We start from the raw sequence: 25883 nt of genomic DNA on the forward strand, positions 1-25883 counted from the left end.
ACTAGTGAGACCACCAGACATAGCAAGAGTGAAGGCCGGATCAACGTCTAAGAGGTGCATTATGGATTCCGCATGGAAGCGTTTCTCGCCCTGGATCTTTTTCTTCGTGGTCGTCGCGCTGCTCGTCTTAACCTTCTACCTTCAAAGCCAGCTCAAGAACGTTGGTCTGGAGATGTCCTATAGCAACTTCTTATCCCAGTTGCACGAAGGCAGGGTCCACGATGTCACCATTTCCGGTCAGGAAATAATCGGTCACTTCGGCGACAACCGCGCATTCCAAACTTACGCGCCGCCCCACACGAACGTGTCTCAGAAGCTTTTAAATTCTCACGTCGAAGTTACAGTAAGGGCTGAAAGCGCAGGGGTCCGCTTTTGGGGGACCGCGCTAACAATCGGGTTACCAATCATTTTGGTCGCAATTTGGGCTTATCTCTGGCGTCTCTCGCAAACCGGAGGACTCGGTGGGCTTCGGTCGACAGGACTTGGTACGTCGAAAGCGAAACTTTTTACGGAGATGGCCGGCAAGGTCACCTTCGAGGACGTCGCCGGGGTCGACGAGGCGAAGGAAGACCTTCAGGAAATCGTCGAATTCCTGCGCGATCCGGGCAAGTTCCAGCGTCTGGGCGGGCGTATTCCGCGCGGCGTGCTGCTCGTTGGTCCGCCCGGCACGGGTAAGACTCTGCTGGCGCGCGCCATCGCCGGCGAAGCCGGCGTGCCCTTCTTCTCGATCTCGGGTTCTGACTTCGTCGAAATGTTCGTCGGCGTCGGCGCGAGCCGCGTCCGCGACATGTTCGAGCAGGCGAAGAAGAACGCGCCCTGCATTATCTTCGTCGACGAAATCGACGCGGTGGGCCGTCATCGCGGCGCCGGTCTCGGCGGCGGCAATGACGAGCGCGAGCAGACCCTGAACCAGCTGCTGGTCGAGATGGACGGCTTCGAGGCGAATGAGGGGATCATCCTCATCGCGGCGACCAACCGTCCGGACGTTCTCGATCCGGCGCTGATGCGTCCGGGCCGCTTCGACCGTCAGATTCAGGTGCCCAATCCTGACTTCATCGGTCGCGAGAAGATCCTCAAGGTCCACGCCCGCAAGGTGCCGCTGGCGCCGGATGTGGACCTCAAGGTCGTCGCGCGCGGCACGCCGGGCTTCTCGGGCGCGGATCTGATGAACCTTGTCAACGAGGCGGCGCTGCTTGCGGCGCGCCGGTCGAAGCGGATCGTCACGAATCAGGAGTTCGAGGACGCGCGCGACAAGATCATGATGGGCGCGGAGCGTCGCACCCTCTCCATGACGGAGGAGGAGAAGAAGCTCACGGCCTATCACGAGGGCGGTCATGCGCTGGTGCAGCTCACCGTTCCGGGCGCGATGCCGATCCACAAGGCGACGATCATCCCGCGCGGCCGCGCGCTGGGCATGGTGCAGGGCCTGCCGGAGCGGGATCAGGTGTCGCAGACCTACGAGCAACTGACGGCGATGCTGGCGATCGCGATGGGCGGCCGCGTGGCGGAGGAGCTGATCTTCGGCCACGACAAGGTGACGTCCGGCGCGGCCTCCGACATCCAGCAGTGCACGCGGGTGGCGCGGGCGATGATCACGCAGCTTGGCTTCTCGGACAAGCTGGGGACGGTCGCCTATGCGGAGCCGCAGCAGGAGCAGTTCCTGGGCTATTCGCTCGGCCGTCAGCAGACCTTGTCGGAGGCGACGCAGCAGACGATCGACGCGGAAGTGCGTCGTCTTGTTCAGGAAGGCTACGACAAGGCGAAGCAGATCCTGACCGAGCAGCGGTCTCAGCTCGATACGCTGGCGAACGCCTTGCTGGAGTTCGAGACGCTCACGGGCGAGGAGATGCGCGGACTTCACCAGGGCAAGCGCCCGGTGCGCGAAAACATGAACGGCGCACCTCCAGACGGAGAAAACCTGAATCCCATTCTATCCGAAAATTCGGTGTCTCGAGCCAATCCCCAAGGAGCGATGGAGCCCTTAGCTGCGTATCGCGTCAGGGGGGAAGCAAGTCTAAGCACCGATCAATCTGTTGGATGCAGCAGGTGAAAGGACGATGATGAGGTTGCTACTCGCCTTCGTCGCCGCAATTTGGCTTCAAACGCCGGTCGAAGCTCAGCAGGTAACGGGGGGCCCGATCCAGCAGATAGAGCAATGCGTTACAAAGATAGGTCCTGATGTCCTTACCTTTACATTCTACCAGCCGCTAAAGTCTCGAAATCAATTTTGCGAGGAAATTCCGGAAACTGGTCCGACGATAATCGTAATCGACTCTATGCAAGATGAGCTGCGCGATATGACCATTGAGCTTCGTCTAATTAAGGCTACTGGAAACATAGACAGCGAGATGGTATGGAATGCAAAATCACTTGAGGCATATCTCCCTCCCGCAAAATTCAACACCGGGACTCTTACGTACGAACACAATTTCTTAGAACGAGGGAGCTATATTGCTCTTATTAGAGCGAAGGATCAAAATGGATCAAAAGAGTACAATGCAACTTTCGAGTTCACGGTTGGCGAGACGTCTATCCGTGAATTAATCGCAACTTCATTCCTATCCATCAGCGCCCTTGGCGGTTTTTGGCTGTGGTATAGAAGGAAATTTGCAAATCCCCACATTAAGAAAGCCTCACGCACGTATCACCGGGGAGAACGATGACGCTCCCGGGTGGATATGCCTGAAGCTTATCGCCGTCAAATCGATCGCCAAGCCCCCGATGTAGAAATGCCGGAGATGACCGTGTAGCCGGTCCTCCGAATGGCGGTGCGGCATAAGCTTAACGCCAGATGGCGCCTCGAATCAGGTAGGGTCCGGGCTGAGTTGGCTCTCCCACGCACAATTGATCGGAAGACGGCTCGGCCTGGCTGGTGGTCTCGAACCATTGCGGCCCTCCGAGTATCTCGCACACTTGGCAGTGTTGGACGGATTCAAGGACACAGGGACAAACGCCCGCTACAGCAGTTTATCGAGCGTAATCGGCAGGTCTCGCACGCGCCTTCCAGTCGCATGGCAGACAGCGTTCGCGATCGCCGCTGCAACGCCGACAATGCCGATCTCGCCTACCCCCTTGACGCCGAGCGGATTGCCGTCGTCCGCCTCATCGACAAAGATGACTTTGATGTCGTGAATGTCCGCGTTCACTGGCACGTAATATTCGGCGATGTTGGCGTTCATTATGCGGCCGAGCTTTTCATCAATCATTGTCTCCTCATGAAGCGCCATGCCGATCCCCCAGACCACACCGCCGAGGATCTGGCTGCTCGCAGTCTTGGCATTCAGGATACGCCCGGCGGCGATCGCGCTAACGACGCGCGTGACTCGGACAATCCCCAGTTGCTCGTCGATCTTCACCTCGGCAAAGACCGCTGCGTGAGTGTTGTGCGCGCGCGCGATATCATTGCTGGGGTCGGTGGTTCTCTCCTCTTCGATGCGATCCATGCCGCTCTGCCGCATCACATCCGCGATCGGCGCCGAACGCGACGCGTCGCCCTTGCTCATCAATTTGCCGTCCGCAAGCGTGACCTCACCGGCCGCGAGGTTCGCGGGCGGCGAATTTGACGTCTTTTTCGCTAGCCGCAACAGCTCGTCGCGGATTGCGTTGGCTGTCGTTGCGATCCCGTTGGATACCGAGGCGGCGATCCATGATCCGCCTTCTACCGGCGACCGCGGGAGGCTCGAGTCGCCGAGCTTGATGCTGACGTTTTCGAGCGGCAGCCCGAGCACGTCTGCCGCGACCTGCGCCATGATCGTGTAGGTGCCGGTGCCAATATCGGAGGTTGCGCAGGCGACCTCCGCTTGGCCGTTGGCGCTCAGTGCGATACGGACAGTGATCGGCATCTGCAACGCCTCCCACATGCCGGTCGCCATGCCCCACCCGACTAGATCGCCGGCGTCCCGCATCGAGCGCGGCTCGGGATTGCGTTTATCCCAGCCGAACGCCTCGGCGCCCTGGCGATAGCATTCCCGCAGCGCCTTACTGCTAAATGGTCGATCGCTGTTCTGGTCGCGTTCAGAATAACATCGCAGCCGTAGTTCGAGCGGATCGAGATTGAGTGCAATAGCCAACTCATCCATCGCGGATTCAAGCGCAAAGTGAGCTGTTGGGGCGCTTGGCGCGCGCATGTCACAAGGGGTCGCCAGATCAAGCCGCGCGAGCTTGTGCTCATATTTCGCATTGGCGCATGTGTAGAGCAGGCCCGACCAGCCGGTCTCCTGCCGGAAGTAATCCTCGTACTGCGAGGTCACTGTGATCGCGTCATGCACGATTGCATCAAGGGTTCCGGCGGCGTTCGCGCCCAGCTCGATTCGCTGTGTCATGGCGGGTCGGTAGCCCAGCACGTACATCTGCGGCCGCGTCAACACGACACGGACCGAGCGTTGCAGTGCGCGCGCCGCCAGTACCGCCAGCACCACCTGGAACTGCGGGCGGAGGCCCGAGCCGAACGCGCCGCCCACGAAGGGCGACATGACGCGCACATCCTCAGGCCTCATCCCGAACACGCCGCACAAATAGCGCTGAACGTTCTGCACGCCCTGCGTCTTGTCATAGACGGTGAGCTTGCCACCGCCCTCGTAGACCACCGTCGAAGCATAAAGCTCCATTGGGTTGTGATGCTCGATCGGGACGTAATATTCGCCGGCGTGGCGCACTGCCGCGGCGGCAAGCGCCTCCGCCGGCCTGCCACGGGACTTGGGCGGCGTACACGGCGCGTCGTCCGGACGGGCTAGAGCTTTCACCGGAATCGAAGCTTCGCGCCGACGGCGCATATCTGTAGCGTGCGAGTCCGTTTCATACTCGACCCGGACCAACGACGCTGCAAAGCGCGCGATCTCCGACGTTTCGGCGACGACGAGCGCGATGGGCTGTCCATTGAACATAATCCTACTGCCATAGAGCGGCCGGAACGGCGATCCTCCCGGTGCAACGTCATCCTTGTAGGCCTGATCGTCGTCAGCCATGGACGGGCGGTTCGCGTGCGTAAACACGTCGAGCACGCCCTTGACGCCTAGGGCGGCGCTGCAATCGATCCGTGCGACGCAACCTTTTGCTATTGTCGAGGTTACAATACTGCCATGAACAAGGCCTGGCGCGTTGAACTCGGCCGCGTATTTTGCCTTACCTGTGACTTTCGCCAATCCGTCAATACGGGACGTAGGAGTACCTATGTAGGATGCCATGGCCATGCTCAGACGATCTTCTTGGAAGACTGCGACTGCGGCGTGCCGCGCGCCGCTTGTGTGAGCGCGCGCACGATGCAGCGGCGCGCGAGGTCGATCTTGAAGGCATTGCGGCAATAGCCCTTGGCGTCGCGCAGCAATACATCCGCGGCGCGAGCGAATGTTGCGGCGTTGGCGGGCTGCCCCAGCAACGCGGCTTCGGCCTGCAGATCGCGCCAGGGCTTATGCGCGACGCTCCCGAGGGCGAAGCGCCCTTCCTTGATGATTTCGCCATCGAGTTCGAGCCCGACCGCGACAGAAACGAGGGCGAACGCATAAGAGAGCCGGTCGCGAAGTTTCAAGTAAGTGTAGTTTGTGGCGAAGCCCTTCGGCGGCAGTTCAACAGCCGTGATGATCTCGCCGGCTTCGAGGTTGGTGTCGCGCTGCGGCGTATCGCCCGGCAGCCGGTGGAAATCCGCAAACGCGATCATTCGGTCGCCGGACGTGCTGCTGACGTGGACCGTCGCCTCCAACAGCGCGAGCGCCACGCACATGTCGGACGGATGCGTGGCGATGCAGGCATCGCTGCCGCCGAGGATCGCGTGCATGCGGTTTTGGCCGTCGATAGCCGAGCAGCCGGTCCCCGGCTGGCGTTTGTTGCAGGGCGTCGCTACGTCATAAAAGTAGTGGCAACGCGTGCGCTGCATGAGATTGCCGCCCGTCGACGCCATATTGCGCAGTTGCTGAGACGCGCCGGCCATGATGGCGCTGGCAAGGACGGGATAGCGCTTCTCTATGAGTGGATGATAGGCCAGGTCGGAGTTTCGAACGAGCGCTCCGATATGGAAGCGGCCATTCGGTGTATCTTCAACCTGCGTCAGCGGCAGCCGCGTGATGTCGATAACCTTCGTTGGTTTTTCGACGTCCATCTTCATGAGATCGATAAGATTGGTGCCGCCTGCAATGAATTTTGCGTTTGAATCGCCGGCGATCTGGCGTATCGCATCCCCGACATCACGGGCGCGCGCATAATGAAAGCTGATCATGATCGCCCCATCGCTTGCTGGATTGCCGCGACTATGTTGGGATAGGCCCCGCAGCGGCAGACGTTGCCACTCATGAGTTCACGGATGTCTTCTGCAGTTTTCGCCCTGCCCTCGGCGATCAACCCCACCGCTGAGCAGATTTGCCCCGGCGTGCAATAGCCGCATTGAAACGCGTCATGGTCGATGAACGCTTGCTGAAGTGGATGCAGCGCGCCGTCCGCCGCTAGACCCTCGATTGTCGTGATCTGCGCTCCGTCGCACATGACGGCAAACGTCATGCACGAGTTGATGCGCCGGCCGTCAATAAGGACGGTACAGGCGCCGCACTGGCCCTGATCACAGCCCTTCTTTGTCCCGGTCAGGTCAAGTTTCTCGCGCAGCAAGTCAAGGAGCGTCGTGCGAGGATCAAGCGTAAAGGAGTAAGGGACCTGGTTGATGGTCAGGTTGACACAAACCCCGTCTGAAGTCGTCAAGCCCGCTGGCGGGTGAGCCGCGACAAGCAACTGCAATCCCTTGGGCGATACGCTCTCGACCTTTGTTTTCCTTTTGAGTCCCAAAGTGGCCAAGGCCTGGGCCGCCGCTTTCAAGATGGACTTCATTATTGTCTCCTGCGGCCCAACCGATAGTGGGATTGGCGCCCCGCGGCCGGGCTGGTCCATCGCTGAATAAACTTGGTTCGTCCAGAGCGCCGTCGAGGACTGCGGCAAAGTCATGGCTTGTACGCACTCCGATGGGGATCTTTGGTCGAAGTCACCGTGGACGACCATCAAAGTAGGGCGAAGTCGCAAGCTTGCCAGGCATGGCTTGGCCTTGTGCCCCGCCAAGCGACAACCGGCGGAAAGCCGAAGCTTCTGGGAATATCCAAGCGCGGAAGCAAGTACCTGCGAAAGATGCTGATCCAGGGCGCTCGCGCCGCGATGCCCACTCTGATCAAGGGCGACACATTGGAGCCTGGCTGCGCGGGCTATTGACGCGGTCGCACAACAACGTCGCTGTCGTTGCGCTGGCAGCCAAAATGGCGCGCACAGTGTGGTCGCTGCTGCGCCATGAGCGCGTCTACGAGGCGACCCCCGTCTCGGCGTAAAAGTGGAATTGATCGCCGCTCGCGCGGCGGCTTCCGAAGTCTGCGTGTGGTGAGAGGAAGATGGCCTAACGATCAATCGGCATCCTGGAACCCTTGCTGAAAAATGGCGCTCGACGCCGTCCCCTTTATGAGGATCAGGATGCGCGAATCTCCATCTTGGCCAACAGCGAAGCTGAAAGGCCGGATACGTTTTGGCAGATTGTTCAGGCTGGACGACGAAAATCACTTGCAGACGGGGCGGGCCATACGTTTTCAGCGCTTTTCACGCACTGGCTGTCAATGACGGCGGCAGTCGGACTGGCCTCGCGCCCTTCCGCTTCCCGGCACATAACATAAAGCACGTGGTGGACGCGTTCTAACGTCCCGTCATATGTCCCGAGATCAAAATAGCCATAAACCGTGCTTTTGGGCGGGAAGTCCTTTGGAAGCGCACGCCACTGACAGCCTGTCGATAGAAGATACATCAGGCCGTTCACCACCTCGCGTATGTTCACCCTCCGCTTGCCGCCCCCGCGCTTGGCAGGCGGGATCAGAGGTCCGACAAATCCCCACTCCGATTCCGTTAAATCGCTGGGATAGCGCAACTTCCTGCGATCATAACGGGCACGGCTTTCGTTCGTCCACATGGGATCTCCAATAGAGTCAGATCGCCTCGTTGAATCATAACCGGCTCATTCGACTCAACTTTTCTCCGGACAGACACATAAAGAATCGGGCGATCTATGTACACCTCGAGCGCCGCCTCAATCTAGGCGAGACGCGCGTCAACCTCGTCAGGAATGTCTTCCGCGAGGTCATTCAACAGAAGGCCTCATTGTTCACCTGCTCACAATCGGTCTTCAAAGTCTCATTCATGAAAGCAATGTCGTTGTCTGTGTCCAAGCCAAAAAGCGCAAACGGCAGCTGCTTGCGTAGTTCCGTGACCACCGCGCAACGCAGACCGCGCCAAATTGGCTCCTGACACTTGCGGCGTGACTCAAACGAAACTGCATCCGGCGAACCGGCGCCGGCTGCGTCTTCCAGAATCTTCAGCCGAATCCGATTATAGCCGAGGTCGTAATCGAGGGTCGCATTTGGCCAGTGGAAGTCGATCGCCGGAAGTTCGACGCGGTCGCGCCGGTCGGGAGCTGCGTTTTGAGTCAACCGCTCCTTGAGAAAGGCGATGACCGGATCGCTGGAGCCGGCGCGAAGCACGTCTAACTGCTCGGGCGGCAGCGCCGTCGATTCGTTCGGGCCGTTGGTCATCGCGAGGTCGGCCGTCATCAGCGCCGCAACGGCGCCGAGGAGCGCTGATCCGCGCAAACGTCCGCGGCTCGCGGCGGCTGGTTCAGCATCTACACACAGAAGCATCTTGTATCTTGTATGAATTTCGTGTATCGATCTCCACGTTGAATTCTAGACGAACAGTTGGTTGCGCCGACCGCGGCCCCGCTGACGAAATCTCCCCTAAAAATTCGACCTAACCCTTGTATGCGCGATCGCGCATGCAAACGATCTTGATATGAACTTGTGGGAATTCTCATGTTTTATGGAACAGTAAAGTGGTTTAACGCCCAAAAGGGCTTCGGTTTCATTCAACCTGACGATGGTGGAAAGGACGTTTTCGTCCACATCTCCGCAGTCGAGCAGGCTGGCATGCGTGACCTCAGTGAGGGTCAGAAGCTGAGCTACGACGTCATTGACGATCGGCGCAGCGGGAAGGCTTCGGCTGGGAAACTCCATTCGGCCTGATATAACACCTAATTGAAACAGTTCTCGCTCAAGAGAAGTAGCGGAACAAAGAAGGTGCGAAGGCCGCATTTAGTCTCTTATGGCCGTTAGTGCCCTTAATCAAAACTTATGGGAGTGAAAGATGATCAAGCTTGGTTTGACGACGGCCTTCGCGGTCGTGGCATTCAGCGCGTCGGCCTTCGCCGGCTCCTGGAACGTGACGGAAGTCGCCACGTCCGGCATCAAGCGCGCCAACGGCACGTGGATGGTTGCGACCGAGGGCAGTAAGGTTTCGGGCAAGGGTGACATGCAGCTGGATAACGGCACGGTTCTAACCTACAAGCTCGACGGCAAGGTCGAGGGCGGCGTCTATACCGTGAACCTCGTCGACCGCACCGACGGCAAGAAGGACTGCGCGTGGACCGGCAAGCCGAATGAAAAGGGCAATGTTATCGACGGCCCGGTGGCTTGCGGCAGCGAGAAGTTCGCGATCCGCGCCGGCGTGAATTAAGCTGTCGCGATAGCTGCGCAAACGCCGGCCTTCGGGCCGGCGTTTTGATTTTCAAACGCAGAAGATGCTCACGCCTTTTCCCACGCGACCAAAGAAGACTGCTGGTATATCCTTCGCGGCATACCTTAGCCTAAAGTGGCGCCGTTGTCCCCTGCTATGCTTAGCGGAAAGCAAGGACGGCAAGATGACAGAGAGGCGAGAACTATATTGAAGCCCTAACGAACGCAGTGAAAAATCATAAGTCAGCGAGGACCGGAAGGAATGACACCGTTTAAGAACGCCACTTTCAACGAGCGCAGGAGCGCTGCCGAGGCCGCGAAAAAAGCCAAGTTGGATAATTCCGCGCCCTGACTGCGCAGATCAATGAGGGCGCAGCCGAGCGGCTGACGGCCCGGCAAGCGATCATTGCCGCGCGCGATGTCCGAGCCGCAGAACGTGAAGCCGCCCGGCTCGTCACCGAAGCGCGCGCGGCGGAGGACCAGGCCGAACGCGAAATGGCCCTGAAAACTGAACAGGCTGAACGCGATGCAAGTGTTGTAGAACAGGCAGAGCTTGAAGTCGCATCTGCGGCCGAACGCAAGGCAGCCAGGGATGCCCGCTACGCCGCTCGAAAGGCCCGCAAATAACGACGGCGCTCACTGGGCTATCGCTCGAAAAAATCTTGTCCCTCTGGGCACCAGATTTTCCACGAATTTCGACTGCCGAGCGGCTGTTGTGAGCATAATCATCAAAAGGACATTCATGAGCGCTTGAACTTGCCCGAAGGCACATGGATTCTGGCGGCGGCAGAATGGCGCTGTTATCGTCAAGGATGGCCGCATCATCGCGGAAGGCTGAATCACGTCACCAGGTTCTGACCAGCGAAACGCTTCTCGTCGCCGATTGGGTCGGAACTTCGTGGCCGTTCGCATAACCTATATTACAGGTCTAAGGGTTTCCCCTCGCTTGAATCGAGCCCTCCCCTGGGCGTATCTCCTGGCTCTCAACGAGCCTGAAATCAAGAAGAAAGCCCTGCATGAGCCATCTCAGCGTCTCGGTGTTAAGCGAGTGGGGCGTGTTGATATTCTCAGCCCATTTTCCCACTCGAAAAAGCGTTAAGGATTTCATCGAGTGGCGCATCGAGGAGTTGCTGGCGCAGGGGGCGATGGACATCGTCTTGGTTGACAATACCTCACAGGCCGAGACCCGCTACAGCGCCTCTGCGATCGCTGGCGGCGTTTTCGCGACCATCAGAACGGACTGGCGCTACGCTCTCGCGGCTTAGCCGCTGTTTGTCGGAATTACTTGTCAGACGCGCCGGCGAGCGGCGAGGCTCTCAAGTGGGAGAAGGTTTGATCGCCTGGCCTTCGCTAAAAGAAAATTGTCACAATCGGCCATGCTCGCCGTGTTGGCTTCACTGATCAAACGTTCCGCTGGCCTCGGTCTGAGCCTTCACAAATAAAAAGATGCTGAATATGCGATGGCTGCGCGGGAGTAGACCAACTATTTGATCGCGCGTCCCTCAGGGCTGAGGGCCACCGTGGGGCTTTCCTAGAGAGCTGGCCTCGGTTGTCTGGACAGCCCCCCGCGGATTTTGAGTGGATCTCTGCCGGGGTTTGCTGAACGCGGGGCGTCTCGATTTTGTCGCGGCGGCGGGAGGGCGTAGCCCGACCAGAGCTGCGACAAAATCGACGGCGACGGTCATGCGGCCATCGCCGTTTTCTGTTGGCCGAAGTAGGCCTCGTCGGGCGTGCGCCCGTCAAGGCTCGAATGCGGGCGCCGCTCGTTGTAAAAGGCCAGATACCGGCCGATCGAGGCACGGGCCTCGGACACGCTGTCGTAGGCGCGCAAATAGACCTCCTCGTATTTCACACTGCGCCACAGCCGCTCGACAAAGACATTGTCTCGCCAAGCGCCTTTCCCGTCCATGCTGATCGAGACCTTCGCATCGATAAGCACCCCGGTGAAGTCGAGACTGGTGAACTGGCTGCCCTGATCCGTGTTGAAAATCTCCGGCTTGTCGTGTTTCGCCAGCGCCTCTTTCAAGGCGTCGACGCAGATCTCCGCTTCCATCGTGATCGACACGCGATGCGAAAGAACGCGCCGCGTGAAGACGTCGACGACCGCCACGAGATAGACGAAGCCGCGCCGCATCGGGATGTAGCTGATGTCCGTCGCCCAGACCTGGTTTGGTCGTTCGATCTTCACCCCGCGCAGCAGATACGGATAAACCTTGTGTCCCGGCGCGGGCTTGCTCGTGTTCGGCCGCCGATAGATCGCCTCGATCCCCATCCGCTTCATCAGCGTCGTGACATGCCGGCGGCCCACGGCGACGCCCTCGCGCCGCAGCAGATCGCGCAGCATCCGCGCGCCCGCAAAGGGATGTTCGAGATGCAACTCGTCAATGCGGCGCATCAGCTTCAGATCCTCGGCCGAAACCGGCCGCGGCTTGTAGTAGACGGAGCTGCGGGCAACCCCCAGCGCCTTCGCCTGCCGGGCGATTGGAAGATCATGATCGCGGTCGATCATCTTTTTGCGCTCAGCAATCCCGCTTTTGTGAGCGCGCCGGACAAAAAATCGTTCTCCAGCGTCAGTTCGCCGATCTTCGCGTGAAGCCCCTTCAAGTCAACGGCGGCTTCCTTTGGCTCCGTCTTCTCCTGCCCGAAAACGCCGGCCGCGCCTTCAAGCAACTGACTTTTCCACGTCGTGATCTGGTTCGGGTGGACGTCGAATTGCTGCGCCAGCTCGGCCAGCGTCTTCTCGCCCTTGATCGCGGCCAAAGCCACTTTTGCCTTTAAGGCCGGAGAATGCGTCCGGCGGCTCCGTTTCGTCATCGAATGCTCCTGATTCGCAGCAAGAATCCTTGCCGCTGTCAGGCAGAAAATCCACTCAAGCTACTGTCCGAATTTCCGGGGCCAGCTCTCCAGGAAGCGGCCTGAGGCAGGGCTCAACTGTGCCGCCAGACCTTAATGGCGGAAGCAATCAGGATCCCCGCCAGTAGCGGCAGTAAAATCGAGCTGGGGATAATTCCCAGCAGCTGTCCGCCAATAAACGTTCCCACGATGGAGCCGAGCGCGATCACAAGGACGAAGGAGCGGCTTCGCTTGAGGATTGAAAAGCTCTGGTCGCGGCTATAGCGCGTGAAGCCGACGATCATTGTTGGCAAGCTGACCGCAAGCGAAAGGCTTCCGGCAAGCTTGATATCCACGCCGAACAGCAGCACCAGAGTGGGAATGAGCAGTTCGCCTCCCGCTACCCCGAGGAGCGAGGCGACCACCCCGATGACAAAACCTGCCGCCACTCCGGCGATGAGCTGAAAGCCGCCGCTCGCCAGGGCTGTCCCGCCACCGTGTGGATCGTGGCCGAAGATCAGCACCAGGGCGATCATAAGCAGCAGGATTGCAATCACGTGATAAAGAATCGCGGATTTGAGGCGGATCGCCCACCCCGCCCCAACCCATGCGCCAAGGAGGCTCCCGGCCAGAAGGTTGACGACAATTGGCCAGTGTACGCCGACTTCATGCAGCGGCACGGCCGCCGCCCGGAACGGCAAGGCCGTGGCGACAACGACAAGACTTGTGGCCTTGTTGACGATGATTGCTTCGAGAGCAGGGAACCGAAACACGCCAATCAGGAGTGGCAGGCGAAACTCGGCCCCGCCCAAGCCAATAAGGCCACCGAGGGATCCGATCACCGCCCCGCCGCTGAACACCGCCGCTTTGTTGTCTCGCACCCCTGCCCCCTTTTTCGAGAGGGTCGCACAGAACATGCCACCCGGCCTAAAATTCTCTCTGCTCGGATTCAGCTAGTCCCATCGCTCGCATCGAGTGGGCCAGCGCGCCAGCCGACATGCGCGCTGCGACGGTGGCGATCCCGCGGACGATTCGGATTTACGTCGGGTCCCAGCCTTGGCTCGACCAGAAGTAGATTGCGAGAAAAGGCCCCACCCAGCCTTAGACGTCGGCGAGCAGGAAATTGAGCCAGTCGAGCGCGGCTCGGTTTCGCAGGGCGTCTCTCATGTTTGGTTCAAAGGGTTAGGCATTTGCTCTCGGACGTGGGCGCCGCCTGTATAGCCGTAGGGAAAAACGGAGAAGCCTGAGAGTGAGAGTGCGGACGAGTGGTCGGTGACGGGTTGAGGTCCGAGAGTGAGGCTCTCGGCGCCCGTCGCGGAGACGATCGATGACCCAGGTGGAGATTTTGGATTCGGCTCGGGGCCATGGTGGCGGCTACAAGGTGGACGCAAGCCGCGGCGAGCGTATTGGCCGCGTGTCGTCAGAGTGGTTTTCTCGGCCGCAGGACGAGCGATACCTGTCCTTGTCGGATCTGTTCGCCGCCGTGCGTGGCCGGACTGAGCGCAGCTGCACAAGGACCGTGGAGAGCGGTGCAATCCGGGTGGAAGCCAGCCGTGACGACGCCGAACGGCTTTCACTCGGCTTGCCCGGTTCCGACAGACCGGTCGCCATGACCCATTGGAGCTTCAGCCAGCTCGCAAGCCTCGTCGGCGCGCCCGCGGCTTACCTCCGCCAGCTCCCGGCCCCGCTCGCCGGAATCAATCTGCAATATGGCTTAACTTCACACCGCGCCGAGCAGGTGAAAACGCTGGAAATCGAAGATGGCCGCGTCGAGCTGCGCGCGGTGACCGGCCCCGACTATGGCCGCATCTATGACCATGAGCTCGTCTCCGCCGTGCAGCGCATCGCTGGCGATGGCATGGGCGACACACGCTGGAAGGTCCCAGGCGTTCTCGACTGGTCGACCGGGATCTATAACCCCAATGTCGGAGTCACGGAGGAGACAACGACGCTCTACGCCTCGGACCGGGACGTCTTCCTCTTTCTTGTCGATGATCTCAATCCGATCGAAGCCGGCCGTCTTCCCGACGGCTCGCCCGATCTCTTCTTTCGAGGCTTCTACTGCTGGAATTCAGAAGTGGGCGCGAAGACGCTCGGCATTGCGAGCTTTTATCTGCGCGCAGTGTGCCAAAACCGGAATCTTTGGGGCGTGGAGGATTTCGAAGAGATTACCATCCGCCACTCCAAATACGCCGCCGTACGCTTCGCGCATGAGGCGGCGCCGGCGTTGACCCGCTTCGCCAATTCCTCGCCCCTGCCCTTCGTCAACGGGATCAAGGCGGCGCGGCGGCGGATCGTAGCCCGCAATGACGACGACCGCACGGAATTCTTGCGCAAGCGCGGTTTCTCGAAAGCCGAGACAGCGAAGATCATCCAGACCGTCCTGACGGAAGAGGGCCGCAAGCCGGAAAGCGTCTTCGATTTCGTGCAGGGCATCACGGCTGTGGCGCGCGGAAAAAGCCACCAGGACGCGCGGCTGGATTTCGAGGCGCGCGCCAAGAAGCTCTTCGATCGCGCCCAGTGATATTTGTCGTTGCACAGCTTGCACGCAGCCTGCAGCTGTCGCGGCGGCTCCCTACCCAAGTGAGTTTTTGCGGCGTCGCCCTTTAGAGTTCGAGGGCGGCGCTGCGCTTCGTGACGAGGTGGAGGTCGAGAGAGAGGCTCTCGGTCGCCCGTCGCGGAGTTGAAACAATGATAAAATCGGTCCAGAAAATCCAACTGAGCGCGTCGCGCGATATTCCGTTCAGCAAGCTGGTGCTATCTCAGTCAAATGTGCGGCGGATCAAGGCCGGCGTCTCGATCGAAGAGCTGGCGGAAGACATCGCCCGTCGCACGCTCTTGCAGAGCATCACCGTGCGGCCGGTAGTCGACGACCAGGGCGCCGAGACGGGCATGTTCGAAATCCCCGCGGGCGGGCGCCGTTACCGGGCGCTTGAGCTTCTCGTGAAGCAGAAGCGCCTGGCCCGCAACGCCATGATCCCTTGCGTGGTGCGCACTGACGGAATCGCGGAAGAAGACAGCCTTGCCGAAAACGTCCAGCGCGCGCCACTGCATCCGCTCGATCAGTTCCGCGCGTTCCTGCTCCTGCGCGAGAAAGGAAATAGCGAGGAGGAGATCGCCGCCGCCTTCTTCGTCAGCGTCGCCGTCGTCAAGCAACGCCTGCGGCTCGCGTCGGTGTCGCCCCAGCTTCTCGACGTCTATGCCGAGGACGGCATGACCCTCGACCAGCTGATGGCCTTCACGGTGAATCCCGACCATGAGCGCCAGGAGCAGGTCTGGAATGCGATCCAGCGCTCCTACAACAAGGAAGCCTATCAGATCCGCCGGCTTCTCACCGAGGACACTGTGCGGGCCTCCGACAAACGGGCGCTCTATGCGGCCGAAGAATACAAGGCTGCCGGCGGGCCGATCATGCGCGACCTCTTCCAGTGCGACGACGGCGGCTGGCTCCAGGACGTTCCGCTCCTGGAGCGGCTCGTCGCGGAGAAGCTTGCGCGCGACGCTGAGTCCCTCCGCGCAGAGGGCTGGAAATGGGTCGAGACGGCGATCGACTTCCCTTACGGCCACACCTATGGGCTTCGCCATCTTCAGGGCGAACGCCAGCCTCTGAGCGAGGAGGAAGCGGCGGCCCGCGAGGCGCTGCGCAACGAAGCCGAACAATTGGAGGCGGCCTATTCGGAGGCGGAAGAAATTCCGGAGGAGGCCGACGCGCGTCTCGCCGAGATTGAGGCGGCGCTCGAAGCTTTCGAGGATCGCCCGGTTCTCTATGCGCCAGAGGAGATCGCCCGCGCCGGCGTCTTCGTCAGCATCGATGGGAGCGGACGTCTCCGGGTCGAGCGCGGCTATGTCCGGCCGGAGGACGAAGCGCCAATCGAAGAGCTTGAGACGCCCCAGGGCGAGGCCGAGACCACGGCGACCTACGCCGCCCGTGCAGAGACCCCGTTCTCGTCTTCTTGCGAACTCGACGACGGCGAAAGCGTGCGGAACGGCGCCGCTGCGGACGAGGAGGATGAGGGGATGAGGCCCCTGCCCGACAAGTTGCTCACTGAGCTGACCGCCTATCGCACGCTGGCGCTGCGCGAGGCGGTCGGCAGGGATCCGGCGATTGCACACCTCTCGGCCCTCCACGCCATGTGCCTGCGGCTGTTTTATCGCTATGCCGTGGACACCTGCCTCGAGATTGACGCCAAGAACGTCGCCTTCGGCGCCCAGGCGCCGGGGCTCTCCGACACGCCGCTCGCGGCAAAGGTCGACGCTCGCCATCTCGACTGGTCGCAGCAGTTGCCGGCGGAGCCGCAGGACCTGTGGGACGTGCTGACGACCTTCGACGCCGATACGCGCCAGCGTCTGTTCGCGCATTGCGTCTCGTTGACCGTGAACGCCGTGCACGAGCCCTGGAGCCGCCGGCCGCGAGCGATCGCCCATGCCGACCGTCTCGCCTCGACGCTCGCCCTCGACGTCGCGGGGACGGGCTGGATCCCCACGGTCGACAATTTCCTCGGCCGGGTCACCAAGGCGCGCATCCTCCAGGCGGTGCGCGAGGCGAAAGGCGCCGATGTCTCCCGCCGGATTGAGGCGCTCAAGAAGGGCGACATGGCGCGGGAGGCGGAAACGCTTCTGACCGGCGCGGGCTGGCTTCCCGAGCCGCTGCGCACCCCGGGCCATGGGCCGCAGGCTTCATTGGAAGGCAGTTCTCATTCGGCGCCGGAGGAAGCCGCGGCAGTCGAAGACGGCGCAGCGGCCGAAACCGATCCTGCAAGCGACGAAATTGTCGCGCCTGATGAGGATGCCGAGCCGGCTCCGGTCGACGACGCTCAAAGCATCGCCGCCGAGTAAGCGTTCACGGGTCCAACTGCGCATGGGCTCGCCAGAAATGGCGGGCCCTTTTTTTGTTGGAGGCGATTCCATGTCGAGCTCAGTTGCGTCGGAATTATCGCGCCGCCTTGCCCAGGACGCCGAGGTGGTCTGCCGATACTATTTGTCGAACGGCTGCCGCCACGGCCGTTACTGGATCGTTGGCGACGCCCGCAATACGCCGGGTCGCAGCCTGTTCGTGCGGTTGACGGGTCCGGAGAGCGGCAAGGGCGCTGCAGGGCATTGGACTGATGCGGCCTCGGGCGAATATGGCGACCTCCTCGACATCATTCACGAAAGCGCCCAACTGAATGATTTTTCCGACGTCCTCGACGAAGCGCGGCGATTCCTCAGCCTGCCATGCGCTGACCCACGGCCGAAGCAAAGGCTCGATCGCAGAGAGCGGCGGACAGGTTCTCCGGAGTCGGCGCGCCGTCTTTTCGCCATGTCACGCCCGATCGCCGGCACATTGGCGGCGCGTTATCTGCATCATCGGGGGATTGCAACGCTGCAGGATCTCCAAAGCCTCCGTTTTCATCCACGCTGCTACTACCGATCCGGGGACGGGTCAGCCCGTGAGACCTGGCCCGCGATGATCGCGGCGGTCACCGACCTCGAGGGAAAGATCACCGGCGTGCATCGCACATGGCTCGACAAATCGGGGCGCGGCAAGGCGCCAATCGCCTGCCCTCGACGCGCCATGGGAGAACTGCTCGGCAATGGCGTCCGGTTTGGCGCGCCGCTCGACGTGATGGCGGCTGGCGAAGGGATCGAAACCGTGCTCTCGGTTCGATGTCTTCTGCCCCGCATGCCAATGATCGCAGCGCTCTCTTCCGCCCATCTCGCCGCCATCCATTTCCCTGAGAGCTTGCGCCGCCTCTATGTCCTGCGCGACAATGACCCCGCCGGCGAAAGGGCATCAGTGACCCTTCTTGACCGCGCGACGGCCGCGGGTATTGAGGCCGTCGTTCTCAGCTCCGAACTTGGCGATTTCAACGATGATCTCCGCCGTCTTTGCAAGGCCCGGTTGCGAGCGGCTATCAGAGACCAACTCGCCCCTCAGGACATCAGCGGGTTCATGAGGCCTGCGCGGTGACGTCCTCTTGTGACGCAACGAGCGCCCGATCCCCTGCCCTCACGCGATTGCGTCAATTACCTTCTTTTCCTTCTCGGAGCCTGCCGCGTCCCGGCCTTCTGAGAGGGCGACCCTTGCGTCGGGCGCGCCGGCAATGGACAATGGCTGCGGCCGGCTATTTTCCGTCGCGCCCTGCGGGCGCTTTACATCGCGAGGCAAAATAGCCGGCGCTTCGCCATCCTTCGCTAACGCTGCGGCCCGGTCGCTGCGCGCCCCGGTGCCAGCCGGTCCGGCCCGTCGCCTTCTGTCGCCACGAAGGCCGCGAGGGTCGCGGCCGATCCGACGAAGGAGAGCGCCAATGACGACCCATCCCAACGACCAAGGCATCGGGACAATTCCTGCCGCCTCCTCGACCGAGCGCGTTCTCGCCGAACTCCAGCTCTACGGCTACCGTCCGTTCCACGACGAGCCCGACCCCCGGCCGCTGCCCGACGCCGGGACGATTACCGGCGCCGTTGCCGACATCTTCGACGCCCTCCTGGCGACACTAACCGACACGCGCCTCGAGCCGGATCTCGAGGAGCTGCTCTGGTCCACGGTCAACCTCTTCCACCGGGCGGTCCTTCGCGTCGAGCGAGAACTCGATGACAATGAGCAGGCGCAGCGGCGCAGCCAAAAGGAACAGGACGGCTCGGAAATCCGCTCGGTGGAGCTGGAGCGCCTAATCTGCGAGGGGCAGACGCTCCTCGAACGCCGCGACAGCCTAGAGCTCTTTCGCGACCAGGCCGCCGACGCCTTCGAATTGCACACTGGCTCGTCCTGGCGTCCCCGCTCGGGCTCCAAGGTCAATCATCGATCCTTGACCGCCGCCATGATCGACAGCCGCGACTTTCTCGCCGCCAAGCGCCGCGTCGACTCCGAGCCTCTGCTGCCGGCCGGGCCTCGGATCGCCTTCACCGGCGGGCTCGACTTTAATGAACATCGCGTGATCTGGGATCGCCTCGACAAGGCTCTCGCCAAACATCCCGGCATGGTGCTGTTGCATGGCGGATCGCCCAAGGGAGCGGAACTCATCGCGTCCTGCTGGGCGAACAATCGCAAAGTCGCGCAGATCGCGTTCAAGCCAGACTGGACCCGCCACGCCAAGGCAGCCCCCTTCAAGCGCAACGATCAGATCCTCGAGACACTCCCAATAGGTGTCATCGTCTTCCCCGGCTCTGGCGTTTCCGCAAATCTTGCCGATAAGGCGCGCAAGCTCGGCATCCCGGTGTGGAGGTTCGAGGACGGCGGCGCATGAGCGCCGTCCTTTTCATCGACTGCGCGCAATGCGCATCCCCTAACGAGCCCATGGCTTTTTCGACCTACACCGCCTCTACGCCTAATAGCTCCCACATTCCGATGCCTAATCGTCGCGCAATCTCGGCGACAACGAGTAGCGATGGGTTCGAGTCACCCCGCAACATCAGATACAACTGCGGCAAGGAGACGCCGAGGATTTTGGCAAACTGCTCCTTTTCCAGTCCGCTCTCAAGGTATTTCCCTTTCAAGACGACGGAAAGGTGTTTTGCCATTTGCTTCCCGGACAGGTTGCGACGACCTCCGAGTTTGCAGTCCTCCAAAAGCTCGTAGAGAGGCGTTTTCAGCTTTGCGGAGATCTTTGCAAGCATCTCAATCGAGGGGTTTGCGGCTCGAGCGCGCACATAACGAAATTGAGAGCCTGACATGCCTATCGACTTGGCGAATTCAGGCTTCGTCATTCCGCTCTTTTCCAGATGCATGATCAAGTTCTTCGCTAACCGCTCCAAATGCGGAGAGGCGAGCCGATCCTCCATCGAACTGACCATCAGTCTACGATGATCGCCCGTCGGCTTAGTCGTCTTCCGACTTCGAGCCGCGCCTCCCACCCGCCCTTTATTCATAGGATCGCATAAGGTTAGATGTGAACACCCGACTTTTAGGATGGGAGATTCCCGCGCTGGCGCCAAGGGGAAACTCAGCCGAAAAGGCGTTTTTTTGGCAAATACTTGCCAAAAAATTAAAAATTGTGTGTCTTAAATTGGCGTTTTTCGAAGTAGCGCATTCTCGCTGGAGCCTTCCCCAACCCAGGTGTGGCGCTTGGGCCGCTCGCTCGCCGGAGTCCGACTTGATTCCCGCCGCCGTGAAGTCTGAGCCACTGCCTTTCAATCGTCCTCATAAAAAATGTCTGTGGACCGCAGCTCGCCATCAACCCCAATCGACATTTCCCAGATTTGAACTCCGATGTCGGAGTCGTCTTCGAAAAAGTCTGCAAGGTAAAAGATCGTCGGGCCGGACCAGCTTTTACGAGTTCGACACGTGACAATCGTGAAAACTGCTTCTTCCGACTCACAGATCGCGCCGCATGAATGGCTTGAGTCGATATCTTCGACGGCGCGCAGGTATGTATTCGCGAGTAGCTTTGACCAATGGTGTCGAATGATCAGCGAGCGGTCGTCCGAAGGCGTCAAGTGACGGAGAGGGATAGATTTTATAGCTCCATTAAGATTGTCCTCTGTAGTGAACAGCGAGAAATCATTCGTCAAAACGGTCTGTGGATGCATGGAGCTGGACGCCGTCGGGGATGATGACGCCCGTTTTCTGATAACTCGGTAGACCTGCGGGAAATGAATTTTGAGCGGTTCACACCACACCTCTCCCCGGGGTGCGACGCCGGTGGAAAGCTTCAAAATCTGACCGTTCATACCGAGACCTACTGTGACGGAAAACAAGTGGCTTTTCCGTCACCTAAGGTCAAGTTGCGGCTATTCCGCGGCAGGGGCCAGGCAGAAAACCCGCTAAGCTTTTTATCCGGACACAAATGCGCTCGTCGTGGCAATGCAGATGTAAAGGCCCCGTATGGGGCGCAGGCGATCTTTGCCAGGCGCCACCGCAGGCTCGCATAAGTTTGCCCCTTACATGGGCCGGCGAGGTTAAGCGCACCTCACACGGTGAACCGTGTTTCCGCCGGTTGATTGAGGCACATATAAATCTTGATATGCTGTGCAGCAAATTATAATAAAATGCAATCGGTGGCAAGCCAAAATCGGACCAAGGAGTCCCTCGGGGGCGGCTTTCTGATGAAGTATAGGAGAAAGAGACGCATGCGCAGCACCAATCTGTTTATCGTTCGCGGTCACGTCGGCGCAGACGCCAAAAGCTTCGATGGCGGCAAGGTCACCAAATTCAGCGTGGCGACGAACCGCGCCTGGAACGACCGGCAAACCGGTGAGAAGAAGGAGGCCACAGACTGGGTTACCCTGACGGTCCTTAACGACAAGGTCGCGAAATGGGCTCTTGAGAACATCAGGAAGGGCGATCCGATCTATGCCGAATGCCGCGTCGCCGACCGCAGCTATCAAAAGGACGGTCAGACCGTTTACGTAACCGACGTCATCGCCAACGTCGTCGATCGGCTTGCGCCTTCACAACAGGCTGGCGACCACTGAGCAGAGAGAAAGGCGCTTTGAGCGACCGGGGGCTGTTCTAAGGATTAGCGAAGTCGGAAGCCCCGGGACATATACTTACCGCAAAAGTCGCGGAAGTCTCAGGGTTCCGATTGGTGCTCGTTCTCGGACGCCTGAAAGCTCGAAGTAGCCATCGGCAAAAAAGCCGTTTCCGCACCACGGCGGCGACCCCGGCGGCATCCTATCTTCCACGCGGCAAGCAAGCTCCCTGATCAGCAATCCTGACGTCCGGCCCGCGTCAGCCGATAGTCCTTCCCGATTAATTCAGCGGGAGGGAAGCCCGAGTCGAACAGGCGGGCGCGGTAGGGGCTTCGTCAGATGGCCACTGCCAGGGCCTTACAGGCGCCAAGCGCTGAGTGCTCATTGTTTAGCGTTTTCTCGCCGACGCGTGCGTGTTGAGCGGGGCTAAGCTCCTTTTTGATCGGTCATTCGACCACTTGCCCTTGATGCGGCGGTTCGCGGATTCCGGTTCATTCGTTGAAAACGTGCGCCGCTCTCTCTCACGTCTCGGGTGCGCCCCGTTGCTGATAATGGCCAGGTCTATCGACGGCGAAGTCTGCTTCGGCGCCTGCGCCGAAGAATTTTCCCCTTGCCCCTGCGCGGCAATTCCTCGCCATGCAAAATTCATCGTCACGTCGGCGCGCGGCGCTTCGCTTGCCCGCTTTGCGGCTCCGCAGCCTTCTCAGCCGTCGAATAGCGACCGCCATCGCAACGGGGGACGGCCCCCAACGATGGAGAAAAAAATGGCGCATCTTTGTGAAATGAACCAGATCGGCCACGTCGCTTCGGTCAAGAGCGTCGGCAAGAACCTGATCGTCAGAATCGCCTCCAACGCCAACTACAAGAACGGCGACGGCGCCTGGGTCGAGCGCACGAACTGGAATGAGCACACGATCTTCGAGCGCCAGGGCGGGTTGCTCAAATGGGCCTCCGAAAGCCTCAAGCCCGGTGACCTCGTTCTCGTCCGCTCCACCCCCTTCCAGACGGAATGGAAGAGAGATGGCGAAACGCACTACGGTCAGACCTTCGCGGTGAACGAGCTCTCGCTCTTGACGGCGAAATCCGACAAGAAGGAGAAGCCGGAGGAAACCGCAAAGTCGCGGGGCCGGCGGAGCCGCTGACGCCGATCCTTGCGGGGGCTCCTCGGGCCCCCGTCCCTCTTTCGGTCAAAATCTCACGCCCGGCGCCTCAAACCGCAAGCGCACTAGAGAACCCATGCGGCGTCATCGCCCGGAAGGCTACAAGCAATCGTAGGATCAACCCACGTCGAAGGTTCTGTTTCGTCCAGGGGCATCGGGTAGCGCCTCTTTCTGGAAGCCGGTCGCGGACCGCGCCGGAGTGGACGGCGTATTTTTCGCTTGGCCTGGATTAGGCGACGAACCGGCGCTCCCGGATATCTCTCCATTATGCGAACATCATTCGTCCACCCGTCTGATCCTTTTGGCGCGGGCGTTCATGAAAGCCAGTTTTGCACATTCAACCCGTCTACTCGGGCGAACTCCGCGACATTGGCGGTAACCATCGTTGCTTCGATCGCCAGAGCGTGGGCGGCAATCAGCATATCGTTCCCCCCGATTGGGCTTCCCTTCCGTTCCAGCTCGGCACGAATCCTCCCATATTCGGCATCGGCAGGTCCTTCCAAAGACAAGACGTCCAGCTCTCCCAACAGGTTCTCGACCGCCTCCAAGAGTCGTTTCGAGCCGCTCTTCGCGCATCCATAGCGAAGCTCGGCCGCCACGATGATGCTCGTGCAGACGTTGTTCTCGCCCACTCGGGCGATATGCTTCGCGACCTTGCCTTTCGGGTTCCTGATCAAATCGGAAATGATGTTCGTATCGAGCAGATAGCGGGTCAAAATATCTTTTCCGGCGCGGGCGGACGATCTTCTATCTCGGGGAACGCCTCGTCGAGCGGCTCCATCGTCTCGAGCAGCCCCAATAGGCCGCGCTTACGCGTCGGCTCGAGCACGAGGCGGTCGCCTTCGCGGCGCATGATCGCCTCGTCGCCAGGTAGCTCGAACTCGACAGGAATTCGAACCGCCTGGTTCCGCCCGTTTCTGAATAGCTTAACATGCCGCGCCTCGGTCATGGCGAATCCTCCAAGCATAGGCCAAAGACATATGCCTTTCTAAGCAAGGGGTCAATGGAGCTCGATGTAGACCGCCTGCTCTCTTCGCTTGATATTCCGGCCGATGGCCGGACATTTGGCGGCAAAGGGGAGCAAAAGATGGCCGTGACCGGCTGCGGGTTGAGGCGCCGTTTGACGGTGACCTCGCCGAGCTAAATGCCGCAACGCGCGCCGACATAGGCGCCCGCGCTCAAGAGGGATGCGCCGACAAGCATTCCGACGATCAGCCACTGTATCATTTGCCGCCTTGCGACGTCACGGGCCACATCCCGCGCCGCGGTCGCAATGGCCTTCGCCAAGTCCGCCTTTGCCGATTCAGCGCCGGCTCGAATTGTCGCCTCAGCAGCCACTCGCGTTTCCAAGAGAACGCGTTGCGCTTCCGCGGCTATCGCTTTGGGGAACTGCCGATAGAGGCCCTCATAATACTGAAGCGCGAAGATCACGAGCCAAAGCGCGTCATTTTCCCGCAGACCCAACTCGGCTTGAACCCGTCGCAGCTGTTCGCGCTCGCTTTCGGTCGCTGCGCGTCCAAGCAGCCTTTCGAAGCTCGAGATTGTTGTGGCTGCGTCAGTCATCGGCGACGATCGTCGCTAATACCTTGTTGACCTCTTCGAGCCAACGCCGCAGTTCGGCTCGATTGCCGATCGGCATGGTTTGCCATGCGCGCGCGATGCTCAGACGGTTGCTGTAGAGATCGTCGCTCACGCGATCGGCCATGTCAGGGAACAGCAGGGAACGCCCGCCTTGCTTCTCGACCGAAGCTTTCACTTTGGAGCCATTGTAAAGCTCGAATTTGGCATCGGCTCCGAAATAGCCGTTCTTCAGAACGTGCACTCTTGAGTTCGGAATGGCGTCGACATAGTCCTGTAGCAGTTCGAGGCTGTCGCGCTGGCGATTGACGACCCATAGCGTCACCAGCTCGCGCTCGAGCTCTTCTAGGGACTGGCTGAGCGTCCGGCCATAAGCGGCGACGCCCATGTTGTTTCGCGCCGCCGTGTTGACGACAACGATGCTGTCTTTGTTTTCGTCGCAGATATTGACGAAGCGAATCCAACCGTCCGCCTCGTCCAAATTTACGAGCTCGCAGACCACCTCGTTTTCGTATGATTTGAAAACGTCTGGGTTGGAGGTGTCGGCGTCGATGACGAAGACCTCTTCGCCTCTTTGGGTCAGATTGTGGACGAGCGCCATCGAAACGAGCGACTTCCCGACCCCGCCCTTGCTGCCGCCACCACGTAAATCGCCTTGCTCATTAAGCGCGCTCCTAAATTTGCTCGCGGTCTCGTCGAATGGGAAAGGATGACGCTCGGGGGACGGATGGATCATCCGATCTTCCGGCCCTCGCCGCGTCGGACGCCCGGATGATCGGGCTTGGCATTGGCGGGATCGGCCGCGCCGCGCCCTGTTCCGATCTTTTGCCGTTGTTCGTGGGCGTCGCCTGCGCAGCGCCGGAAGGCTGCGCCGACTCTGGAGGCGCGGGCTGAAGGTTCACGCTTCCCGCTTTTGCCGTCTCGTTACGCTCCCCTCCCCTCCCCTTACGCTTTTCGCCGAGGTGCCGACGCAACGTAGCGATCGAGACATTGAGGCCATCCGCCGCGAGCATTTCTTGAATGTCCTTGTAGGAAAGGTTTTTTTCCTTGCTGACCTTCGCGATCTCGTCGCGCATGGACCGCAGCAGCGTGGCGAAGGTGAGGCTGCGTTCGCGCTTTGGAGCGGCGAGCAGCCGTTGTTTCAGCTTTGCCTTCTGATCTTCGAGATCCATGCACGCAAATTATTATAAACTGGCAACCGTTGCAACGGGCGTCACGCGAACGCGCACAATCGGCGCGCCGATGAATAATCGCCTGGAGGTCGCCTGAGCTCGGTATGAGCGCGGCATGAGCCTTCGGTGCGCATGGCCGCGCATCTGGTGCTTTTGTGTGAGCGCTCAGTGAGTTCTATGGAGCTTTTGGTGCGCGCCAAGCCAACTACCCTGCGCATCGGCTGGGTTTCTGGTGGGAC

The 25883-nt window shown here is 60.4% G+C and carries 24 protein-coding genes and 2 pseudogenes; 13 read left to right on the forward strand and 13 right to left on the reverse strand.

The window, feature by feature from the left end; translation table 11 throughout:
• Positions 1–61: 61 nt before the first annotated feature.
• Both ftsH and MET49242_RS00630 read left to right on the forward strand, forming a co-directional pair.
• The gene (gene ftsH, locus MET49242_RS00625) at positions 62–2050 is read left to right on the forward strand and encodes an ATP-dependent zinc metalloprotease FtsH (RefSeq protein ID WP_084678798.1); all 1989 of its coding nucleotides are present in this window, start codon (positions 62–64) and stop codon (positions 2048–2050) included.
• 7 nt (positions 2051–2057) lie between these two features.
• Positions 2058–2663, forward strand: coding sequence for a hypothetical protein (locus tag MET49242_RS00630; protein ID WP_051133888.1), 606 nt, complete (start codon positions 2058–2060; stop codon positions 2661–2663).
• Between the two features lie 294 nt (positions 2664–2957).
• Here the strand turns inward: MET49242_RS00630 and MET49242_RS00635 are convergent, their stop codons facing one another.
• From MET49242_RS00635 to MET49242_RS00645, 3 genes are read right to left on the reverse strand one after another with little or no spacing between them, the layout of a single operon-like run.
• On the reverse strand, positions 2958–5183 hold the full coding sequence (locus MET49242_RS00635; RefSeq protein ID WP_036279711.1) for a xanthine dehydrogenase family protein molybdopterin-binding subunit: 2226 nt from the start codon (positions 5181–5183) through the stop codon (positions 2958–2960).
• Positions 5184–5191: 8 nt separating this feature from the next.
• Complete coding sequence (locus MET49242_RS00640; RefSeq protein WP_036279499.1) at positions 5192–6208, reverse strand: xanthine dehydrogenase family protein subunit M; 1017 nt, start codon at positions 6206–6208, stop codon at positions 5192–5194.
• Positions 6205–6807, reverse strand: coding sequence for a (2Fe-2S)-binding protein (locus MET49242_RS00645; RefSeq protein ID WP_084678814.1), 603 nt, complete (start codon positions 6805–6807; stop codon positions 6205–6207). Before MET49242_RS00645 ends, MET49242_RS00640 begins: the two co-directional genes overlap by 4 nt.
• Before the next feature lie 195 nt (positions 6808–7002).
• Here MET49242_RS00645 and MET49242_RS24590 point away from each other — a divergent pair.
• Positions 7003–7292 (forward strand): annotated as a pseudogene (locus MET49242_RS24590) (transposase); the annotation flags it as partial.
• Between the two features lie 251 nt (positions 7293–7543).
• Here the strand turns inward: MET49242_RS24590 and MET49242_RS23695 are convergent.
• Together MET49242_RS23695 and MET49242_RS25675 are read right to left on the reverse strand one after the other, a co-directional pair.
• A pseudogene (locus MET49242_RS23695) lies at positions 7544–7918 on the reverse strand (transposase); the annotation flags it as partial.
• Positions 7919–8090: 172 nt separating this feature from the next.
• Entirely contained in the window at positions 8091–8555 is a 465-nt protein-coding gene (locus MET49242_RS25675; RefSeq protein ID WP_192815563.1) for a hypothetical protein, read from the reverse strand.
• A 258-nt stretch (positions 8556–8813) separates the two neighbouring features.
• On the opposite strand from MET49242_RS25675, the gene MET49242_RS00660 reads away from it, so the two are divergent.
• The 4 genes from MET49242_RS00660 to MET49242_RS00670 all read left to right on the forward strand — a co-directional run bounded on the left by MET49242_RS00660 (position 8814) and on the right by MET49242_RS00670 (position 10777).
• On the forward strand, positions 8814–9023 hold the full coding sequence (locus MET49242_RS00660; protein WP_036279503.1) for a cold-shock protein: 210 nt from the start codon (positions 8814–8816) through the stop codon (positions 9021–9023).
• 121 nt (positions 9024–9144) lie between these two features.
• Entirely contained in the window at positions 9145–9513 is a 369-nt protein-coding gene (locus MET49242_RS00665; protein WP_036279505.1) for a hypothetical protein, read from the forward strand.
• A 404-nt stretch (positions 9514–9917) separates the two neighbouring features.
• A complete protein-coding gene (locus tag MET49242_RS25955; protein ID WP_244430620.1) occupies positions 9918–10139 on the forward strand; it encodes a DUF6481 family protein in 222 nt (73 codons plus the stop codon).
• Positions 10140–10528: 389 nt separating this feature from the next.
• Entirely contained in the window at positions 10529–10777 is a 249-nt protein-coding gene (locus MET49242_RS00670; RefSeq protein ID WP_036279508.1) for a hypothetical protein, read from the forward strand.
• 416 nt (positions 10778–11193) lie between these two features.
• Here the strand turns inward: MET49242_RS00670 and MET49242_RS00675 are convergent.
• Positions 11194–12326, reverse strand: a protein-coding gene (locus MET49242_RS00675) for an IS3 family transposase (RefSeq protein WP_144259392.1) whose coding sequence is annotated in 2 segments (ribosomal slippage) — positions 11194–12071 and positions 12071–12326 — 1134 coding nt in all. Because the reading frame shifts where the segments join, the coding sequence is not laid out codon by codon here.
• Positions 12327–12439: 113 nt separating this feature from the next.
• On the reverse strand, positions 12440–13261 hold the full coding sequence (locus tag MET49242_RS00685) for a sulfite exporter TauE/SafE family protein (RefSeq protein ID WP_051133889.1): 822 nt from the start codon (positions 13259–13261) through the stop codon (positions 12440–12442).
• A 410-nt stretch (positions 13262–13671) separates the two neighbouring features.
• On the opposite strand from MET49242_RS00685, the gene MET49242_RS00690 reads away from it, so the two are divergent.
• The 4 genes from MET49242_RS00690 (at position 13672) to MET49242_RS00705 (ending at position 19570) form a co-directional block, all read left to right on the forward strand.
• Positions 13672–14868: a hypothetical protein gene (locus tag MET49242_RS00690; RefSeq protein ID WP_036279517.1), complete on the forward strand. Its 1197-nt coding sequence runs from the start codon at positions 13672–13674 to the stop codon at positions 14866–14868.
• A 167-nt stretch (positions 14869–15035) separates the two neighbouring features.
• Positions 15036–17180, forward strand: coding sequence for a ParB/RepB/Spo0J family partition protein (locus MET49242_RS00695; protein ID WP_036279520.1), 2145 nt, complete (start codon positions 15036–15038; stop codon positions 17178–17180).
• A 70-nt stretch (positions 17181–17250) separates the two neighbouring features.
• On the forward strand, positions 17251–18294 hold the full coding sequence (locus MET49242_RS00700) for a toprim domain-containing protein (RefSeq protein WP_036279718.1): 1044 nt from the start codon (positions 17251–17253) through the stop codon (positions 18292–18294).
• A 337-nt stretch (positions 18295–18631) separates the two neighbouring features.
• Entirely contained in the window at positions 18632–19570 is a 939-nt protein-coding gene (locus MET49242_RS00705; protein ID WP_036279522.1) for a DUF2493 domain-containing protein, read from the forward strand.
• Between the two features lie 64 nt (positions 19571–19634).
• Here the strand turns inward: MET49242_RS00705 and MET49242_RS00710 are convergent, their stop codons facing one another.
• Entirely contained in the window at positions 19635–20030 is a 396-nt protein-coding gene (locus tag MET49242_RS00710; protein ID WP_210162333.1) for a transcriptional regulator, read from the reverse strand.
• 423 nt (positions 20031–20453) lie between these two features.
• Positions 20454–20993 (reverse strand): hypothetical protein, encoded by a 540-nt coding sequence (locus tag MET49242_RS24595; protein WP_144259393.1) that lies wholly within the window; start codon positions 20991–20993, stop codon positions 20454–20456.
• Between the two features lie 399 nt (positions 20994–21392).
• Here MET49242_RS24595 and MET49242_RS00720 point away from each other — a divergent pair, with 399 nt between their 5' ends.
• Both MET49242_RS00720 and MET49242_RS25370 read left to right on the forward strand, forming a co-directional pair.
• On the forward strand, positions 21393–21737 hold the full coding sequence (locus MET49242_RS00720) for a single-stranded DNA-binding protein (protein ID WP_036279531.1): 345 nt from the start codon (positions 21393–21395) through the stop codon (positions 21735–21737).
• 761 nt (positions 21738–22498) lie between these two features.
• On the forward strand, positions 22499–22876 hold the full coding sequence (locus MET49242_RS25370) for a single-stranded DNA-binding protein (RefSeq protein ID WP_158497224.1): 378 nt from the start codon (positions 22499–22501) through the stop codon (positions 22874–22876).
• A gap of 332 nt (positions 22877–23208) precedes the next feature.
• Here MET49242_RS25370 and MET49242_RS00730 read toward each other — a convergent pair whose 3' ends face one another.
• The 4 genes from MET49242_RS00730 to MET49242_RS25375 form a co-directional block, all read right to left on the reverse strand.
• On the reverse strand, positions 23209–23610 hold the full coding sequence (locus MET49242_RS00730; RefSeq protein WP_036279534.1) for a type II toxin-antitoxin system VapC family toxin: 402 nt from the start codon (positions 23608–23610) through the stop codon (positions 23209–23211).
• On the reverse strand, positions 23607–23843 hold the full coding sequence (locus MET49242_RS00735; protein ID WP_036279722.1) for an antitoxin: 237 nt from the start codon (positions 23841–23843) through the stop codon (positions 23607–23609). Before MET49242_RS00735 ends, MET49242_RS00730 begins: the two co-directional genes overlap by 4 nt.
• A 606-nt stretch (positions 23844–24449) precedes the next feature.
• On the reverse strand, positions 24450–25073 hold the full coding sequence (locus tag MET49242_RS00745) for a hypothetical protein (protein WP_051133891.1): 624 nt from the start codon (positions 25071–25073) through the stop codon (positions 24450–24452).
• A 73-nt stretch (positions 25074–25146) separates the two neighbouring features.
• Positions 25147–25644 carry a hypothetical protein gene (locus MET49242_RS25375; RefSeq protein WP_036279537.1) on the reverse strand — a complete coding sequence of 166 codons (498 nt, stop codon included), beginning with the start codon at positions 25642–25644 and terminating at the stop codon, positions 25147–25149.
• Positions 25645–25883 lie beyond the last annotated feature (239 nt).

The sequence above is a fragment of the Methylocystis sp. ATCC 49242 genome (assembly GCF_000188155.2).
Taxonomy (GTDB): Bacteria; Pseudomonadota; Alphaproteobacteria; order Rhizobiales; family Beijerinckiaceae; genus Methylocystis.